Annotated in this window: 13 protein-coding genes; 8 read left to right on the top strand and 5 right to left on the bottom strand. The window is 70.6% G+C overall.

Annotated elements, in window-relative coordinates:
* The first annotated feature begins 132 nt into the window (after positions 1-132).
* On the top strand, positions 133-1,059 hold the full coding sequence (locus P6F26_RS07110; RefSeq protein ID WP_278027971.1) for an MBL fold metallo-hydrolase: 927 nt from the start codon (positions 133-135) through the stop codon (positions 1,057-1,059).
* A gap of 65 nt (positions 1,060-1,124) precedes the next feature.
* Here the strand turns inward: P6F26_RS07110 and P6F26_RS07105 are convergent, their stop codons facing one another.
* Positions 1,125-1,850 (bottom strand): FkbM family methyltransferase, encoded by a 726-nt coding sequence (locus P6F26_RS07105; protein ID WP_278027970.1) that lies wholly within the window; start codon positions 1,848-1,850, stop codon positions 1,125-1,127.
* Between the two features lie 198 nt (positions 1,851-2,048).
* Between P6F26_RS07105 and P6F26_RS07100 the strand changes: the two genes are divergently transcribed.
* The 3 genes from P6F26_RS07100 (at position 2,049) to P6F26_RS07090 (ending at position 8,966) form a co-directional block, all read left to right on the top strand.
* Complete coding sequence (locus tag P6F26_RS07100) at positions 2,049-3,218, top strand: efflux RND transporter periplasmic adaptor subunit (protein ID WP_278027969.1); 1,170 nt, start codon at positions 2,049-2,051, stop codon at positions 3,216-3,218.
* A 14-nt stretch (positions 3,219-3,232) separates the two neighbouring features.
* The gene (locus P6F26_RS07095; RefSeq protein WP_278027968.1) at positions 3,233-6,358 is read left to right on the top strand and encodes an efflux RND transporter permease subunit; all 3,126 of its coding nucleotides are present in this window, start codon (positions 3,233-3,235) and stop codon (positions 6,356-6,358) included.
* A 100-nt stretch (positions 6,359-6,458) separates the two neighbouring features.
* Positions 6,459-8,966, top strand: a complete 2,508-nt coding sequence (locus P6F26_RS07090) for a cation:proton antiporter (RefSeq protein WP_278027967.1) — start codon at positions 6,459-6,461, stop codon at positions 8,964-8,966.
* Positions 8,967-8,993: 27 nt separating this feature from the next.
* Here P6F26_RS07090 and P6F26_RS07085 read toward each other — a convergent pair whose 3' ends face one another.
* A complete protein-coding gene (locus tag P6F26_RS07085) occupies positions 8,994-9,458 on the bottom strand; it encodes a hypothetical protein (protein WP_278027966.1) in 465 nt (154 codons plus the stop codon).
* 160 nt (positions 9,459-9,618) lie between these two features.
* Between P6F26_RS07085 and P6F26_RS07080 the strand changes: the two genes are divergently transcribed.
* The 4 genes from P6F26_RS07080 to arsB are packed head-to-tail and all read left to right on the top strand — an operon-like array spanning position 9,619 to position 13,734.
* The gene (locus P6F26_RS07080) at positions 9,619-10,464 is read left to right on the top strand and encodes an arsenate reductase/protein-tyrosine-phosphatase family protein (RefSeq protein ID WP_278027965.1); all 846 of its coding nucleotides are present in this window, start codon (positions 9,619-9,621) and stop codon (positions 10,462-10,464) included.
* Positions 10,461-11,459: an ArsJ-associated glyceraldehyde-3-phosphate dehydrogenase gene (locus tag P6F26_RS07075; RefSeq protein WP_278027964.1), complete on the top strand. Its 999-nt coding sequence runs from the start codon at positions 10,461-10,463 to the stop codon at positions 11,457-11,459. The genes P6F26_RS07080 and P6F26_RS07075 overlap by 4 nt, the downstream gene beginning before the upstream one ends.
* The gene (gene arsJ / locus P6F26_RS07070) at positions 11,456-12,730 is read left to right on the top strand and encodes an organoarsenical effux MFS transporter ArsJ (RefSeq protein WP_278027963.1); all 1,275 of its coding nucleotides are present in this window, start codon (positions 11,456-11,458) and stop codon (positions 12,728-12,730) included. The genes P6F26_RS07075 and arsJ overlap by 4 nt, the downstream gene beginning before the upstream one ends.
* Complete coding sequence (arsB, locus tag P6F26_RS07065; RefSeq protein ID WP_278027962.1) at positions 12,727-13,734, top strand: ACR3 family arsenite efflux transporter; 1,008 nt, start codon at positions 12,727-12,729, stop codon at positions 13,732-13,734. Before arsJ ends, arsB begins: the two co-directional genes overlap by 4 nt.
* A 25-nt stretch (positions 13,735-13,759) precedes the next feature.
* Here arsB and P6F26_RS07060 read toward each other — a convergent pair whose 3' ends face one another.
* The 3 genes from P6F26_RS07060 to P6F26_RS07050 all read right to left on the bottom strand — a co-directional run bounded on the left by P6F26_RS07060 (position 13,760) and on the right by P6F26_RS07050 (position 16,930).
* Positions 13,760-14,650, bottom strand: a complete 891-nt coding sequence (locus P6F26_RS07060) for a homocysteine S-methyltransferase family protein (protein WP_278027961.1) — start codon at positions 14,648-14,650, stop codon at positions 13,760-13,762.
* A 94-nt stretch (positions 14,651-14,744) separates the two neighbouring features.
* Entirely contained in the window at positions 14,745-15,695 is a 951-nt protein-coding gene (locus tag P6F26_RS07055; RefSeq protein ID WP_278027960.1) for an NAD(P)/FAD-dependent oxidoreductase, read from the bottom strand.
* The gene (locus P6F26_RS07050) at positions 15,692-16,930 is read right to left on the bottom strand and encodes an FAD-binding domain-containing protein (protein ID WP_278027959.1); all 1,239 of its coding nucleotides are present in this window, start codon (positions 16,928-16,930) and stop codon (positions 15,692-15,694) included. The genes P6F26_RS07055 and P6F26_RS07050 overlap by 4 nt, the downstream gene beginning before the upstream one ends.
* Positions 16,931-17,013: the final 83 nt, after the last annotated feature.

The following is a 17,013-nucleotide window of genomic DNA, read 5'->3' as shown; positions in this document are numbered from 1 at the left end:
CACCCGTTGCGCGGCTCCGCGCATTTTCGCAGGCGTCCTGTTCGCCGGAGCACGCCCGATCACGCAGGCGTGACGGGCGCCCGCCACAGCAGCCTTACCTTTGTCCCGGTTTTAATCCAACGGGAGTAAGAGATGACGCAGCTCACACGCCGCAACCTTCTGTCCGCCGGAGCCGCCTTGCCCCTCACGGGGCTTGCGGCCGGATCGGCCCGCGCCGAGGCGCAGATGATGGGGGCAAGCTTCGCGCGTCACCGCCGCTTCATGATCGGCGGCTTCGAGGTCACGACGATCCTTGCGGGCACGACCCCGCGCGACGAGCCACAGGGCATCTTCGGCATGAACGTGTCGGCCGAGACCTTCGCCGAGGTCAGCCGCGAGAACTTCCTCTCGAGCGAGACCTCCCAGTTCTTCTTCACGCCCACGCTCGTCAACACCGGCGCAGAGCTGGTCCTGTTCGACACCGGCCTGAACGCCGCCGCGACCGTCGGCGCGCTGGAAAGCGCGGGCTACACGGCCGATCAGGTCGATGTCGTCGTCCTGACGCACATGCACGGCGATCATATCGGCGGCATGATGAACGAGGGCGCGCCGACCTTCGCCAACGCGCGCTACGCGGCCGGCCAGGTCGAATGGGACCACTGGGCCGCAGCCGGCAACGAGGGGTTCGACGCCAACGTGCGCCCGATGGCCGACATGACCAGCTTCCTGGGGGATGGCGACGACGTGGTTCCCGGCATCACCGGCATGGCCGCCTTCGGCCACACGCCCGGCCACATGGTCTTCCGCCTCGAAAGCGAGGGACAGGGCCTCGTGATCTTCGCCGACCTCGCCAACCACCCGGTCTGGTCGCTGGCCCGCCCCGACTGGGAGGTGCGCTTCGACGCGGACAAGGCGCAGGCGGCCGCAAGCCGGCGCAACGTCCTGGGCATGATCGCCGCCGACAGGATCCCCGCCATCGGCTACCACATGCCGTTTCCGGCCGTGGGCTACGTCGATACTGCCTCCTCGGACGGCGCCGAGTTCCGCTGGGTGCCCGAGGCCGGGCAGCTGATGGGCTGAGGCCGAGACGAGTTTTGGCCGCGCGGCAACGCCCGCGCGGCCCCCTCGCGGCAGTCCGCGCGAGCTCAGGAAAGCCGCGCGAAGAGGTCGCCGGACTTCGCATCGGGCGGAAGCGCGGCCAGCCACGACAGCGCCTCGTCCCCGTCGCGCCAGTCGGACCAGAGGAAGCGCGCGTCCTCGCCCACGATGACGTTGAAGCGGTAGGACCCAAGCTCCGCCAGCCGCCGAACGACATCGCGCGTCAGTTGCGGAAACCCCGGCAGATACTCGACCGAGACCATTGGGACCGGCACCGACAGCCCGCCCAGCACCTCCAGCTCGTAGCCCTCCACGTCGATCTTGACGTAATCGGGCGTCCCGAAGCGCGCGATCAGCCCATCCAGCGTCACCACGCGCACGCTCTGGCGGCTTTCCCAGCGGACATGATCGAAGCCCGGCGCCGAGGCCGCGCCCGAGACGAATTCGGCCTGAAGCGACGATACCGTGGGGTGGCGGGACGAGACCGCCATCTCGGCCACGGCCTCGGAGCGGCCGGCGGCGGCCTCGATCAGGACCACGTCGCGCGGCATCGTGCGGCGCAGGAACCCCGCGAACATCGCCTGCGGCTCCAGCGCCACGACGGTCGCACCGGCCGCGCGCATGGCCCGCGCCCGCGTGCCGACATGCGCACCCACGTCGAAGGCCAGCGTGCCTTCCCCGAGGATCCCGCGATAGAACCGCCGCCACGCACGCAGCGTCGCGGGGTTATGGTAGATCACCACCGAGCGCAGAAGCCCCAGCCATCGATCCATGACGCCACTCCCCTTCATTTCGCCCATCAGATAGATCGACGGCGCGGCTTTCCATCCTTGCCATGCGCCGCCGCCGGGCAACCGCCCGGTCCGGCGCCCATGGACCTCACGAATTCTTTGTTGGGCATTGCCGCCGCAATGCTAGTTTAACGCAGCAATGGCCCGCGTTTGCGCGCCGCCACCGCATCGGACAGGCACATGAACTTCCTCAGGCAGACCTTCCTCGGACTTCTGGCCGTCGCCGCCGCTGTCGCCATCTGGGCGTTCTATGTTCCTTCCGCCGCCCCCTACCTGGAACGGGCGGGCATCTACGACATTATGGGCATAGACGCCCCCGCCGGCGCCGGCGACGAAGGCGGCGGACGCCGGTTCGGAGGCGGCGCTTCGCAGGTGGTCGTGGCCGAGGTCGCGACCGGGCAGGTCAACGCCCGCGTCTCGGCCATCGGCGACGGGCGCGCGGCGCGGTCCGTCACGGTGCGCTCGGAGGCGACGGGCCTGATCCGCGAGCTGTCCGTGATGCCGGGACGCTACGTCGAGGAGGGCGCGGTGATCGCGCTTCTCGACGACGACGCCGAGCGGATCGCGCTGGAGCGCGCGCGTCTGAGCGTTGCCGACACCGAGGGCGACGTGGAGCGCCTGCAACAGCTCAGCGCGTCCGGCGCGGTGTCGGCGGTGCAGCTGCGCTCGGCCGAGCTCGCGTTCCGCTCGGCAGAGCTGGAGGTGGCGCAGGCCGAGTTCGACCTCGCGCAGCGCCGCATCGTCGCGCCCATCTCGGGATGGGTCGGCCTGCTCGAGGTCGAGGAGGGCGACCGCATCGGCGCGCAGGACGCCATCGCCGTCATCACCGACCGCTCGACCATCCAGATCGACTTTCGCGTCCCCGAGCGCCACATCGCCCAACTGTCCGTGGGGATGCCGCTGGAGGTGATCCCGCTCGCGCGGCCGGACGAGGTGCTGCAGGGCGAGATCGTGGCCCTCGACAACGTGGTGGAACGCGCGAGCCGCACCCTGCGCGTCCAGGGCCGGGTCGAGAACGCGGACGACACGCTGCGTGCGGGACAGGCCTTCGAGGTGGCGCTGTCGTTTCCCGGCGACAGCCTGCCGTCCGTCGATCCGCTGGCGATCCAGTGGTCCGGCGACGGCGCGTTCGTCTGGGCCGCCCGGGACGGAGAGGCGGTGCGTGTCCCGGTCGTGATCCGCCAGCGCAACAGCGACAGCGTCCTCGTCGAGGCGGCATTGAGCGCGGGCGACCTCGTCGTGATCGAGGGGGTGCAGACCCTGCGTTCGGGCGGCGCGATCGAGATCGTCACCGGCGCGTCGGCGGCCGAGGGCGACACCGCCGCCGTCGCGGCGTCCAGCGACATCTGAAGGCGGGGCCGGGCATGACGCAGAAAACGGCCAAGGCGGCCTCGGCCTCGGGAACCGCGCTGTTCGTGCGCCGCCCCATCCTCGCCCTCGTGCTGAGCGCGCTGATCGTGATCGCGGGGCTGGCGAGCCTTCTGGGCGTCGAGGTGCGCGAGCTGCCCAACGTCGACCGCCCCGTCATCACCGTGACCACCCAGTTCCCCGGCGCCGCGCCCGAGACCGTCGATCAGGAAGTGACGAGCCGGATCGAGGGCGCGGTGGGACGCGTCGCGGGCGTCAGGTCGATCTCGTCCAATTCCCGCTTCGGGCGCAGCCGCGTGACGCTGGAATTCGCCGAGGACGCAGACATCGACGTGGCCGCCACCGACACCCGCGACGCGGTGGCGCGCATCGCGAACGCGCTTCCCGACGACGCGGAAACGCCGCGCATCGTGAAGGCGGACGCCGACGCGCAGCCCGTGGTGCGCATCGCCGTCACGTCGGCCACGCGCAGCGCGCAGGACCTGACGCGGCTGGTGGACGAGGAAGTGTCCGACCGCCTGATCTCGATCGACGGGGTCGCCGACCTGCAGGTCTACGGCGACCGCGAGCCGATCTTCCGCATCGACATCGACCTGATGGAGCTTGCGAGCCGGGGCCTGACGCTGGCCGACCTGCGCCGGACGCTGGCCGACGTCGCCTACGACGCGCCGGCGGGCGACCTCAGCGGGGACCGCCAGTCGATCAACGTGCGCACGACCGCCACCGTGGCCTCCCCGGACGCGTTCGAGGACCTCGTGATCCGCGAGAACGTGCGCGTGCGCGACGTGGCCCGCGTGTCGCTGGGCCCCGCGCCCGACGAGACGGTGCTGCGCGCCAACGGCGAGACCGGCCTCGGCCTCGGCGTCCTGCGGCAGGCCACGAGCAACACGCTGGCGATCTCGGACGGCGTGCGCGCCGCGGTGGCCGAGCTGCAGCAGTCGCTGCCCGACGACGTCAACATCTTCGTCACCTCCGACGACGCGATCTTCATCCGCGGCTCGATCGAGGAGGTTCTGAAAACGCTCGCCCTCGCGGTCGCGATCGTGGTCGTCGTGATCTTCCTGTTCCTGCGCGACCTCCGCGCCACGATGATCCCCGCGCTGACGATGCCCGTGGCCCTCATCGGGACGCTGGCCGCGATCTACCTCGTCGGCTTCTCGGTCAACATCCTGACGCTGCTGGCGCTGGTGCTGGCCACGGGCATGGTCGTGGACGACGCCATCGTCGTGCTGGAGAACATCGTGCGGCGCAGGTCCGAGGGGATGGGCCCGAGGGCGGCCGCCGTTCTGGGCACGCAGCAGGTCTTCTTTGCCGTCGTCACGACCACCGCAACGCTTGCCGCCGTCTTCGTGCCGCTGTCGTTCCTGCCGGGTCAGGCGGGGGGGCTGTTCCGGGAATTCGGCTTCACGCTGGCCATGGCCGTCGCGCTGTCGTCGGTGGTCGCCCTGTCGCTCTGCCCGGTTCTGGCAAGCCGCCTGCTGACGGCCGAGGACACCGGACGCGGCTCGGGCGGGTTCTTCGGCTGGCTGGGCGACAAGCTGGCCGCCTTCTATGCCTGGACGCTGCGCGGCGCGCTTGCCAATCCCTTCGTCGTCGTCCTCGTTGCGGGGCTTTTCGCGGCGACGGCGGCGATGATGGGGACGGGCCTCCGGCAGGAGCTGACCCCGCCCGAGGACCGGGCCGTGGCGCTTTTGTCGGTCTCCGCGCCGCAGGGCGTGTCCCTCGACTACACCGTGTCGAAGATGCGCGAGATCGAGGCGCTGATGCAGCCGCTGCGCGACAGCGGCGAGATCACCAACCTGTTCTCGATCTCGGGCATCGGATCGAATTCGCGCGGCTTCATGGTGATGACCCTGGCAGCGTGGGACGCGCGCGAGCGCAGCCAGCAGGAGATCGTGGGCCAGATCAACGGCGCCTTGCGCGGCGTCGTGGGCGTGCGCGCCTTCGCCATCCAGCCCAATTCGCTGGGCATACGGGGCGCCGGGCGGGGGCTGACCTTCGCCGTGACCGGAAACGACTACGCCCAGCTCGAGGAGGTGGCCGGCGCGCTGGTCGCCCGCATGCAGGAAAACCCGGCCTTCGGACAGGTCCGGCTGGAATACGAAACGACGCAGCCGCAGCTCTTCATCGAGATCGACCGGACCCGCGCGTCGGATCTGGGCATCGAGATCGCGGGCCTGGGGGAGGCGTTGCGCGCCGTCCTGGACGGGCGCAGCGTGGGAAGCGTCTTCGTCAACGACACCAGCTACGACATCCAGATGCTTTCGACGTCCGACCCGGTGAACGATCCCGGCGACCTCGAAAACGTCTTCGTGCAGGCCGGCGACGGAGAGATGATCCCCATGTCGACCTTCGTGACGCGGCAGGAACGCGCCGTCGCGCCCGAGCTGGAACGCGAGGGCCAGAACCGGTCGGTCGAGATCTCGGCGGGCCTCACCCCCGCCCTGCCGCTTGGCTCGGCGCTCCAGCAGGTCGAGGAGATCGCGGACGAGATCCTCGCGCCGCAGAACCGCATCGTCCCCCTCGCCGAGGCCGCGACGCTCGACGAGACGTCGTCGGGCCTGCTTCTGACCTTCGGCTTCGCAATCCTCGTCGTGTTCCTCGTCCTGTCGGCCCAATTCGAAAGCTTCGTCTCGGCGGTCGTCGTCATGGCGACGGTGCCCCTGGGGCTGGCCTGCGCGGTCTTCGCGCTGGTGCTGACCGGCCTCAGCCTCAACATCTACAGCCAGATCGGCCTCGTGATGCTGATCGGGATCATGGCCAAGAACGGCATCCTGATCGTGGAATTCGCCAACCAGCTCCGCGATCGGGGCGAAGAGATCGGCGAGGCGATCCTGAACGCCAGCACGATCCGCCTGCGCCCGGTGATGATGACGATGATCTCAACGGTGCTAGGCGGCGTGCCCCTGATCCTGTCCTTCGGCGCGGGCGCCGAGGCGCGCGAGGCGCTTGGCTGGGTGATCGTGGGCGGCCTCGGCCTCGCCACGGTCTCGACGCTCTACCTCACGCCGGTGGCCTACCTCCTGCTGGCGCGGTTCTCGACGCCCAAGGCCGAGGAGGAATCGCGCCTCGCCCGCGAGCTCGACGCGGCCTCCTCGCAGGACGGCGCCGCCAAGGCCTGAGGGGCCATCCGGCGCCCCATGCCCCCGCGCGGCGCGCAGGGAGCTTTCGGGCAGCGTATTCGACATGCGCGCGGCACCGCGCGGATGCTATGACCGGGTCATGGACATCGTTCTTCTGACCACCGTGATCGCCTGCCTGTTCCTCGTGATCGGCGCGGCCGAGCCGCTCGCGGCGCGGCTGCGGCTGCCGCACAGCGTGATCCTCGCCGTCCTCGGAGTCCTGATCGGGGTCGGCGCGATCTTCTTCCTGCGCACCGAACTGACCGACGCGCTGAACCCCGTGGCCGAGGCGATCCTCGGGCTTCCGATCCGCTCCAACGTGTTTCTCTACGTCTTCCTTCCGACGCTCCTGTTTCAGGCGACGCTCGGGATGAACCTGCGCCGGATGCTCGACGACTGGGTGCCGATCCTCGTGCTGGCCATCGTCGCGGTCTTCGTGGCGACGATGGCCGTCGGCGTCGCGCTGTCATGGGCCAGCGCCCTGCCCCTCGTCGCCTGTCTTCTGATCGGCGCCATCGTCTCGACCACGGATCCCTCGGCCGTGGTCTCGATCTTCCGCTCGATCTCGGCGCCGCGCAGGCTGGCGCGCATCATCGAGGGCGAGAGCCTTCTCAACGACGCCGCCGCCATCGCGCTCTTCGGCCTGTTCATGGGCTTCGTGATGCTGGGCGTGCCGGATCCCGACCTTGGCGAGGCGATCGCGCGCTTTCCCGTCCTCGTGGCCGGGGGTGCGCTGACCGGCTGGCTTTCGGCCCGGCTCGCGGTCTGGGTCATGGCCATGTTCTCGCGGCACGAACGGGCGCAGATCTCGATCTCGGTCGCCCTGCCCTACCTCGCCTACATCGGCGCCGAGCAGCTGGTGGGGGCGTCGGGCGTCATCGCCGTGGTCGCGGCGGGCCTGACGCTGAACCTCGGCGGGCCCGGACGCCTTCCGCCGCAGGCATGGGCCAATCTGCGCGAGGTCTGGGACCTGCTGGCCTACTGGGCCGGGGCGCTGATCTTCATCCTGGCGGCGCTGCTGATCCCGCGTCTGCTGGAAGGCGCGCGGCCGGGCGATTTCGGCCTGATCGTCGTGGTGATCGTGGCCGCGGTCGCCGCGCGCGCCGTGATGCTCTTCGGGCTTCTGCCGCTGCTGACGGCGCTGCGCCTGTCGCCTCCGGTCGAGACGCCGTACCGCGCCGCGATCCTGTGGGGCGGGCTGCGCGGCGCCGTCACGCTCGCGCTGGCGCTGGCCGTGACCGAAAGCTTCAGGGTTCCCGCCGAAACCAAGCGCATCGTCGGCATCCTCGCCACCGGCTTCACGCTGTTCACGCTGATCGTGCAGGGCACCACGCTGCGCTGGGTCATCGCGCGGCTTGGCCTCGACCGCCTGTCGCCCATCGACGAGGCGCTGTCGCGGCAGGTGGTGGCGGTGTCCCTGCAGACGGTGCGCGAGGACCTCGCCCGCACCAACGAGAACTACGAGCTGACCCACGACATCGTCCGCTCCGAGGCCAAGGACTTCGGCGAGCGGCTGGACGCCGCGGTCAAGACGGCCGAGGCCAGCGCCGACATCCTCGACCGCGATCGCATCACACTGGGCCTGATCGCCCTGGCGGGTCACGAACGCGACCAGATCCTCGCCCGCGTGCGCGACCGGACGATCTCGGCGAGGATGGCGGAGCGGATCCTGTCGGACGCCGACCGCCTGATCGAGGGCGCGCGGTCGAACGGGCGCAGCGGCTATCAGCGCGCGGCGCGGCGCAGCATCGCCTATGGCAGCCCCTTCCAGGCGGCGGTCGTCCTGCAACGGCGGCTCGGCCTGTCCGCGCCGCTTGCGAGGATGACGGCGGACCGGTTCGAGCTTCTGCTGTCGCAGCGGTTGATCCTGCGTGACCTCGGCGCCTTCATCGATGGACGCATAAGGCGCATCCACGGGCGGCGCGTGGCCGAGCTTCTGCGCGACCTGCTCGCGCGGAGGGTCGAGGCGCTGGAGACCGCGCTGGAGGGGCTCCGGCTGCAGTATCCGGGCTATGCCGAGGAGCTGGAGCGGCGCTTCATCCGGCGCACCGCCCTGCGGCTGGAGGAGCGCGAATACGCCGCGATGCGCGAGGATGGCCTGATCGGCGCCGAGGTTCACACCGCGCTGATGCAGGACATCGCCCTGCGCCGCGCCATCGCCGAGGGTCGCCCGCGCCTCGACATCGCGATTCAGCGGGCCGAGCTGGTGCGCCAGTTCCCGCTGTTCGCCGATCTCGACGCCTCCGCCCTGAGGCGGCTGGGGCGCACGCTTCAGACCCGCTACGTCAATGCGGGCGAGTTGGTCATCGACAGGGATGCCCCCGCCTCCAGCGTGTTCTTCATCGCCTCGGGCGCGGTGGAGCTGGAAAGCGCGGGCCAGACGTGGCGGTTGGGCCGGGGCGAGATGTTCGGGCAGCTCGCGATCCTCATGCGGCGGCCGCGCCGGGCCGAGGTGCGCGCGATCGCGCCTTCGACGCTGCTGGTCCTCGACGAGGCGCGGTTCCGCCGCCTTCTGAAGCGCAGCGCGACGCTTCGCGAGGCGGTGCGGGCGAGCGCCGAGAAACGCGGCATCGCCTCGGAGGGCCTTCTGCCCGAGCGGGCCCGATAGACGGCGGCGTTCGCGGCGGCGAGGCGATCAGTCGAGCGTCGCGTCGAACTCGATCAGGCTCCGGCCGTCCTCCGTCGCGGGGGCGAGGATGATCTTCGCGTTCGCGATGCCGGGACCGGAGAATTCGATCGACCGCTCAAGGAGCTCGGGGCCACCCGCCGACACCGGGTAGCCGCTGGTCTCGAGGCTGTCCTGCCAGTCCGCGAAAAGCGCATCGACATCCGCCCCGGTCGCGATCGAGAACATCCGCACGGTCGATCCGATGACGCGGTCCGAGATCACCTCGGTGTCTTCGGGGAACGTGAGCGCGTCCGGTATCCAGTCCTGTATGTGCTCTTCGGCGCGGACGGTGACGGTCGCCATCAGGACGATCGCGGCTGCCAGCACGCCGCCACGCGCAGGCAGACGGTCGATCGCGCGGCGCGCCCAGACGGCAAGGGGGGCGGGCCGCAGGACGGGACGCGGGCCGTTTATGGCGCAGGCAATCGTCATGAGGGGACACTTATCCAAGCGGGCCCCCGTTTCAAGTCCGGGCACCGCCACGCCCGGCGGGAGGCGGGCACCACGCCGCACACCTTCTTGCGCGCTTCCCGTATCGCTGGGGATGCGAAAAACCCTTTTCCATCCGACATTATTCGTATATTCGTGAAATATGGAAAATGAGATTCCCTCCCGCCTCGTCGCGCTTGGCCATCCGCAGAGACTGGCGGTCTTCCGCCTGCTGATGCGCCGGTTTCCAGACCGCGTTCCCGCCGGGGAGTTGTCCGATGCGCTCGGCATCAAGGCCTCCACGCTCTCGGCCTACCTCTCCGCGCTGATGCAGGCAGGGCTCGTCACGCAGGAGCGGGCGGGCACCTCGCTGCGATACTCCATCGCGATGCCGGAGGTGCGACGCACCTTCGACTACCTCCTCAACGACTGCTGCCGCGGCCGGCCCGAGCTGTGTTCGCCCCTTGCCACGCCCCGCAGGCCGGAGCCGCGCATCGCGCCGCGCGGGAAGTTCAGGGTCCTGTTCATCTGCACCGGCAACTCCGCCCGCTCGATCTTTGCCGAGGCCATCCTGCGCACGGAGGCGGGCGCGCGGTTCGAGGCCTTCTCGGCGGGCACCCGCCCCGCGCCCGAGGTGAACCCCTTCGCCCTCGCGGTGCTGGAACGGCAGGGCCACGACACCTCGGCGCTGCGCACCAAGACGGTGGCGGAGTTCCAGACGCCCGGCGCGCCCGCGTTCGACTTCGTGTTCACGGTCTGCAACCAGGCCGCGAACGAGGAATGTCCGACATGGACCGGACAGCCCGTCAGCGCGCATTGGGGATTGCCCGACCCGGTGAAAGCCGAAGGCACCGACGCCGAGAAGGCCCTGGCCTTCCGGCAGGCCTACGGCGCGATGCGCAACCGCATCCTGTCCTTCGCGGCCCTGCCGCTCGACGCGCTTGACCGGATTTCGCTGCAACAGGCGGTGGACGACATCGGCCGCGCCACCAGGGGAGAGCCCGCATGACCGTCTACGCGCTGAACGGACTTGGCCGGATCGGCAAGCTTGCGCTGAAGCCTCTGCTCGAGCGCGGGGCTCGGATCGCCTGGATCAACGACGCCGTGGGCGGCCCGGCGATGCACGCGCATCTCCTTGAATTCGATACCGTGCACGGACGTTGGGACGCGGACATCACACATGACGCGGATAGCGTGACCATCGACGGCCGCCGCATTCGCTTCGCGGGGGCGCGGGACCTCGCGTCGCTTCCGCTCGAGGGCGTGGACGTGGTCATCGACTGCACCGGCGCCTTCAAGTCCGAGGCCGCGCTCGCCCCGTACTTCGAGGCGGGCGTCAGGAAGGTCGTGGTCTCGGCCCCGGTCAAGGACGGCGGGGCCGCGAACATCGTCTACGGCGTAAACCACGACGTCTACGACCCCGCCCGGCACCGCATCGTCACGGCGGCATCGTGCACCACGAACTGCCTCGCCCCGGTGGTGAAGGTCGTGCACGAGGCCATCGGCATCCGCCACGGCTCGATCACCACGATCCATGACGTGACGAACACGCAGACCATCGTGGACCGCCCGGCGAAGGACCTGCGCCGCGCGCGCTCGGCGCTGAACTCGCTTATCCCCACGACGACGGGCAGCGCCACGGCGATCACGCTGATCTATCCCGAGCTCGCAGGCCGGTTGAACGGCCACGCCGTTCGGGTGCCGCTTCTGAACGCCTCGCTCACCGACTGCGTCTTCGAGCTGGAGCGCGCCACCAGCGTCGAGGAGGTCAACGCCCTGTTCAGGGCGGCCGCCGAAGGCCCGCTGAAGGGCATCCTCGGCTACGAAGAGCGCCCGCTCGTCTCGGCCGACTATACCGACGACACGCGGTCCGCGATCGTGGACGCCCCCTCGACGATGGTCGTCAACGGGACCCAGCTGAAGGTCTACGCCTGGTACGACAACGAGATGGGCTATGCCCACCGCCTCGTGGATGTGGCGCTGATGGTCGGGGCGTCGCCGTGAGCGCGTCCCCGCGTCCCGAGGGTCTTGCGGCCTATGCCGCCGTGACCGCCGCCTACTGGGCGTTCATGCTGACCGACGGCGCGCTGAGGATGCTGGTCCTGCTGCACTTCCACACGCTCGGCTTCACGCCGGTGCAGCTTGCCTATCTGTTCGTCCTCTACGAGATCGCGGGGATGGCCACGAACCTTTGCGCGGGCTGGATCGCCGCGCGCTTCGGGCTGACGGCGACGCTTCACGCCGGGCTTGCGATCCAGGTGGCGGCGCTGGTCGCGCTGGCGCAGCTGGACCCCGGCTGGACGGTCGGGCTGTCGGTGGCCTTCGTCATGCTCGTGCAGGGCGCGTCGGGCGTCGCCAAGGACCTTGCCAAGATGTCCGCGAAATCGGCCGTCAAGGTGCTCGCGCCGACCGCGAAGGGCGGCCTCTTTCGCTGGGTCGCGCTGCTGACGGGGTCGAAGAACGCGGTGAAGGGCCTGGGCTTCCTGCTTGGCGCGGGGCTTCTGGCGACGGCGGGTTTCACGACCGCCGTCCTGTCGATGGCGGCCGTCCTCGCCATGATCCTCGCGGCGGTGCTGGTGGCGATGCCTGCGGGTCTTCCGAAGGGGCGCAAGGGCGCGAAATTCTCCGAGGTCTTCTCGAAGTCGGCGAACGTGAACCGGCTCAGCGCCGCGCGGGTGTTCCTGTTCGGGGCGCGTGACGTGTGGTTCGTCGTGGGCATCCCGATCTATTTCTACGCCGTCCTCTCGGACGGCACGACCGAAGGCAACCGCGCGGCGTTCTTCATGATCGGCACGTTCATGGCGGCGTGGATCATCCTCTACGGCGCGGTGCAGGCCTTCGCGCCGCGGATCCTGCGCGCCGCGACCCGCCCCGAGGCCGAGCTGGTCGGCGCGGCGCGCCGCTGGGCCTGGGCGCTGGCCGCGGTGCCAGCCGCCCTGACGCTCGCCGCCCTCGTGCCGTCCGGGCCGCAGCCGTGGCTGACCGCGACGCTGGTGGCCGGACTGCTCGTCTTCGGTGCGATCTTCGCGGTCAACTCGTCGCTCCATTCCTACCTGATCCTCGCGTTCACGAGGGCCGAGCGGGTGACGATGGACGTCGGTTTCTATTACATGGCGAATGCCGGCGGGCGTCTCGCGGGCACCGTCCTCTCGGGTCTGACCTACCAGGCCGGCGGCCTCGCCCTGATGCTCGGGACGGCGACGGCGATGGTCGCCGCCTCGGCGCTCGCCTCGGGCAGGCTGGAGGCGGACGAAGCACAGGTGACACCGGCATGAGCATCTTCGAACGCTACCTCTCGGTCTGGATCGCGCTGGCGATGGCCGGCGGCATCGTTCTGGGCGCCGCCGTTCCCGCGCTGGTCGACGCGATCGCGGCGGCCGAGGTGGCGCGCGTGAACCTGGTGGTCGCGGTCCTGATCTGGGCAATGGTCTACCCGATGATGGTGGGCGTCGATCCCGGCAGCCTGCGCGGCGTCCTGAAGCAGCCCAAGGGGCTGGCCATCACGCTGGTGGTGAACTGGCTGATCAAGCCCTTCACCATGGCCGCCCTCGGCGTCCTGTTCTTCGAGGTGGTCTTCGCCGACCTGATCACGCCGCAGGACGCGCAGCAATACATCGCGGGCCTCATCCTGCTGGGCGCCGCGCCCTGCACGGCGATGGTCTTCGTCTGGTCGCAACTGACGCGTGGCGACGAAAGCTACACCTTGCTGCAGGTCTCCGTGAACGACGTCGTGATGGTCTTCGCATTCGCGCCCATCGTGGCCTTCCTCCTCGGCGTCACCGACATCGTCGTGCCATGGGAGACGCTGGTGCTGTCGGTCGTCCTGTTCGTGGCGCTGCCGCTGCTCGCGGGGCTATGGACAAGGTCCCGGCTGAAGACCGTGGCGCGGATCGAGGCGTTCCGCGACCGTGTGAAGCCATGGTCCGTGGTGGGCCTGATCGCGACCGTCGTGATCCTGTTCGGCCTTCAGGGGCAGGTCATCCTCGACCGGCCGCTGGTGATCGTCCTGATCGCGGTGCCGATCCTGCTCCAGTCCTACGGCATCTTCGCGCTGGCCTACGCGGCGGCCTATGCCCTTCGGGTGCCGCACCGCATCGCCGCGCCCTGCGCGCTGATCGGCACGTCGAACTTCTTCGAGCTGGCCGTGGCCGTCGCCATCAGCCTGTTCGGCCTGAATTCCGGCGCGGCGCTGGCGACGGTCGTGGGCGTGCTGGTGGAGGTTCCGGTGATGCTGTCGCTGGTGGCCTTCGCCAACCGCACGAGGGCGCGCTTCGCCTGAGCGGCGCCCCGGCGGCCGCCGCGCGTCAGCCTGCGGGAACGTCCCGTTCGGCGACATGCCGGGCAAGTTCGGCGATATGGGCCGGGCCCACCTCGCAGCAGCCGCCGACAGTGCGCGCGCCCGCCGCCACCCACGCAAGGGCGAACTCCGCATAGACCGCGGGCGTGATGTCCTTGCGCGCGCTCAGTAGATCCGTGGTCGCGCCGATCCGGTCGAAGCGCGGGTCGATCGCGGCGAAACCGTTTGCGTAGGCGCCGACATGCGGGTGCAGCCCCGCAAGGATCGGCAGACCCTGCGACACCGCCTCGGGACGCGAGCAGTTCAACAGGACGCGCTCGGGGCCGAAGGCGCGCAGAAGCGGCACGACCGCGTCCAGTGCCTCGCCCGAGCGCAGGCGCGTGCCGTCCGCATCGTCCACGCTCAGCGCCAGCCAGACGGGCTTGCCCGCCCCCGCGGCCCCCATCAAGGCGCCGCAGGCCTGATCGACCGAGGACATCGTCTCGAGGAGCAGGACATCGACGGTCCGGGCCTGCAGCCGGGCCACGCGGTCGTAGACCTCGGCCGCCTCGTCGGCGGGGGGCGCGTTCTGCGGCTGGTAGGAGAAACCGAGCGGCCCGAGCGAGCCCGCCACGATGCCGCCGCCCGCCTCGTCGCGCGCCCGCGCCGCGATCGCGCAGGCCGCCCCGATCAGCTCCTCCAGACGGTCCGACAGCCCGAAGGTCTCCAGCCGGTCGGGCAGGACCGCGTAGGTGTTCGCGGTCGCGACCTCAGCGCCCGCTGCGAAGAAGTCGCGGTGCACCTCCGCCACGAGGCCGGGCTGGTCGAGAAGGGCCTGCATCGCCCAGAGCGGGGTCGCACGCCCCGCCCGGCGCACAAGTTCCTGCCCCATGCCGCCGTCGAGTATCGTGATGTTCAAGGCAATGCTCCCGTGCCGCAGACGGCGAGGGTAGCCTCGCGTCCCGGCGTGTCCAGCGGTGTCGGGCGGCCGGCACGGGCCGGGGCCTGCGCCATCACGCCCCGGCCCGTGCCAGTCCGCGCGCGAGCATGTCGTCCGCAATCGCCTCGCCCGAGCGCCACGCGTCCGACGCCCTTGCGCCGAGGCACCAGTCGCCTCCCGCATAGAGCGCACCGTCGCGGACGAACGGGTGGCCGAGCGGCGTCGCGACAAGTCCGTAGCGCCAGCCCTGCACGTCGGCATGAAGCGCGTCGGCGGGGTCCGCGCCGATCTCCTCGCAGAGCAGGCCGAGCATCGCGTCGCGGGCCCGCGCCCGGTCCATGTCGATGCGCGCCGCGCTCCAGTCCGGGCCGGCCTGCGCGACCCATGTGCGCAGGGCAGCCGTGCGTCCCGGCTTGGTTGCGTCCTGCGCGATCCACGCAAGCGGGCGGCCCGCGTCGCGCCGCGTGACGAAGGGCGCGGGCGAGGACCGCGGAAAGGCCGCCATCAGCGTGAGGCAGGGCCGCATCTCGGCCGCGGCGGCCGCTTGCGCCACCGCGCTCGCCGCGCCGACCAGCGCAGCGACCTGCGGTGCGGGCACGGTCAGCACCACATGTGTGGCCGAATAGGCCCCGCCGTCCGTCTCGACAGCGAAGCCTGCGCCGTCATGGACAAGCCCCGTGACGCGGATCTGCTGGCGGACGTCGAGACCGGCCGCCAGCGCGCCCGGCAGGGCCGACATGCGCGGCACGCCGACACGGCACGTCTGCCCGTCACCGACGTCCCACGACGCCACCGCCTCCGGCGCGGCGGCGGCCATCGCGTCGATCTCCGGCGCGTCGGGCAGGTATTGCGCACCGTGATCGAAATAAACCCGGCCTGTTCCCAATTCCACCCGCCGCGACGCCATCCGGCCGCCGATGCCGCGGCCCTTGTCGATCAGAGTCACGCCAATGCCCGCCGCGCGCAGGCGGCGGGCGCAGGCGATCCCTGCCAGTCCCGCGCCGACGATCAGGACACGTGTCACGACAGGCCCGCGTCTTGGAGGATGTCGGGGATCTTCTTCTTCACCTTGAAGAACCCCGCCGTGGCATGGGGCCAGATCAGCGCGTCCCAGTCGCGCCGCCATTCGCACAGCGTGACGCCCGCCTCCCCCAGCGCGGGTCCGGCCTCGGCCAGCCAGTCGCGCAAGGGGCCCTCGGGGACGTAGGGCGTCAGGATCTGCGTGGCCCCCGCCCGGACCGCCCAGCGCGCGAGGTCCGAGGGAACGCCGGCCCGCATCGGCTCGGTTTCGAGGCCCGAACGCCTCGCGGCATCCTCGAGCGCGCCCGCCTCGAAGGCCGCGACGGCCTCGGAGACCGGGCGGGGCGAGCGCAGGTGGCTTGCCGAAAGCCGCGCCGCGCCCCTGATGTCATGGCGGCCGGGATCGAAGTCCTCGGGCCTGCAATCCTCCTCGGTGATCAGAAGGACGGACGGCGCGGCGGGATCGGGCGGGCGCGGCGCGCGCAGGGGCTGGACGGGCGGCAGGCCCTCGGGCTCCTCGGCCTCGAGGCCGCCGACCACCTCGGCGAGATCGGCGTCGCGCGGCTCGAAGCGGCGCTCGGTGAACTTGGCGATGTTCCACGCCTGCGCATGGTAGGGCCTGCCGCGCGTGTGCAGGCCCGCCACCCAGCGCCAGCCCAGCGTGTTCGAGGCCGGATCGCCGTCCAGCAGATGCCTGTAGAAGAAATCGGCCCCCAGACGCCACGGAAGCTCGAGCGTGAAGATCCAGATCGAGGCGAACCACATCCGGGCATGATTGTGCAGGTAGCCCGTCTCGACCAGCTCGGCCGCCCACGCGTCGAAGCATTCGATTCCGGTCGCCCCGGCCTCGGCGGCCTCGACCGCGCGCCTCAGCCGGCGGTCGCGCTCCATCGCGTCGAGATCGCGCGCGAGGCCGTCGCGGAATGCGGTCCAGACCTGCGGCCGCCGCTCCAGCCAGCCCTTGAAATAGCCGCGCCAGACGACCTCCTGCACGAACTTCTCGGACGCCTCGGGCCCATGGGTCCCGAGCGCCGCGGCCACGGCCTCGCTCTCGAGGACCAGCCGCCTGCGCAGATAGGGCGAAAGCTGCGAGACGTCGCCATGCCGCCCCGGTCCGCGGTCGAAGTTGCGACCGTTCGCGTAGCGCCTGCCCATGCCCGGGATGAACGCCGCAAGCCGCGCCTCACCCTCCTGTCGGGTCGGGTCGGGCTTGAAGGTCCTGGCGTCGTCGAGGGACATGGTGCGCTCCGGCTTGTCTTCGGGAACCAAAGATAATCGGGCCGGACGCCGCGTCGACACCCTTGGCGAGGGATGCAGTTCGC

The organism is Roseicyclus salinarum (assembly GCF_029624655.1).
Taxonomy (GTDB): Bacteria; Pseudomonadota; Alphaproteobacteria; order Rhodobacterales; family Rhodobacteraceae; genus Roseibacterium; species Roseibacterium salinarum.
The sequence above is the reverse complement of the archived record's forward strand: the minus strand, read 5'-3'. Positions and strand labels throughout refer to the sequence as shown.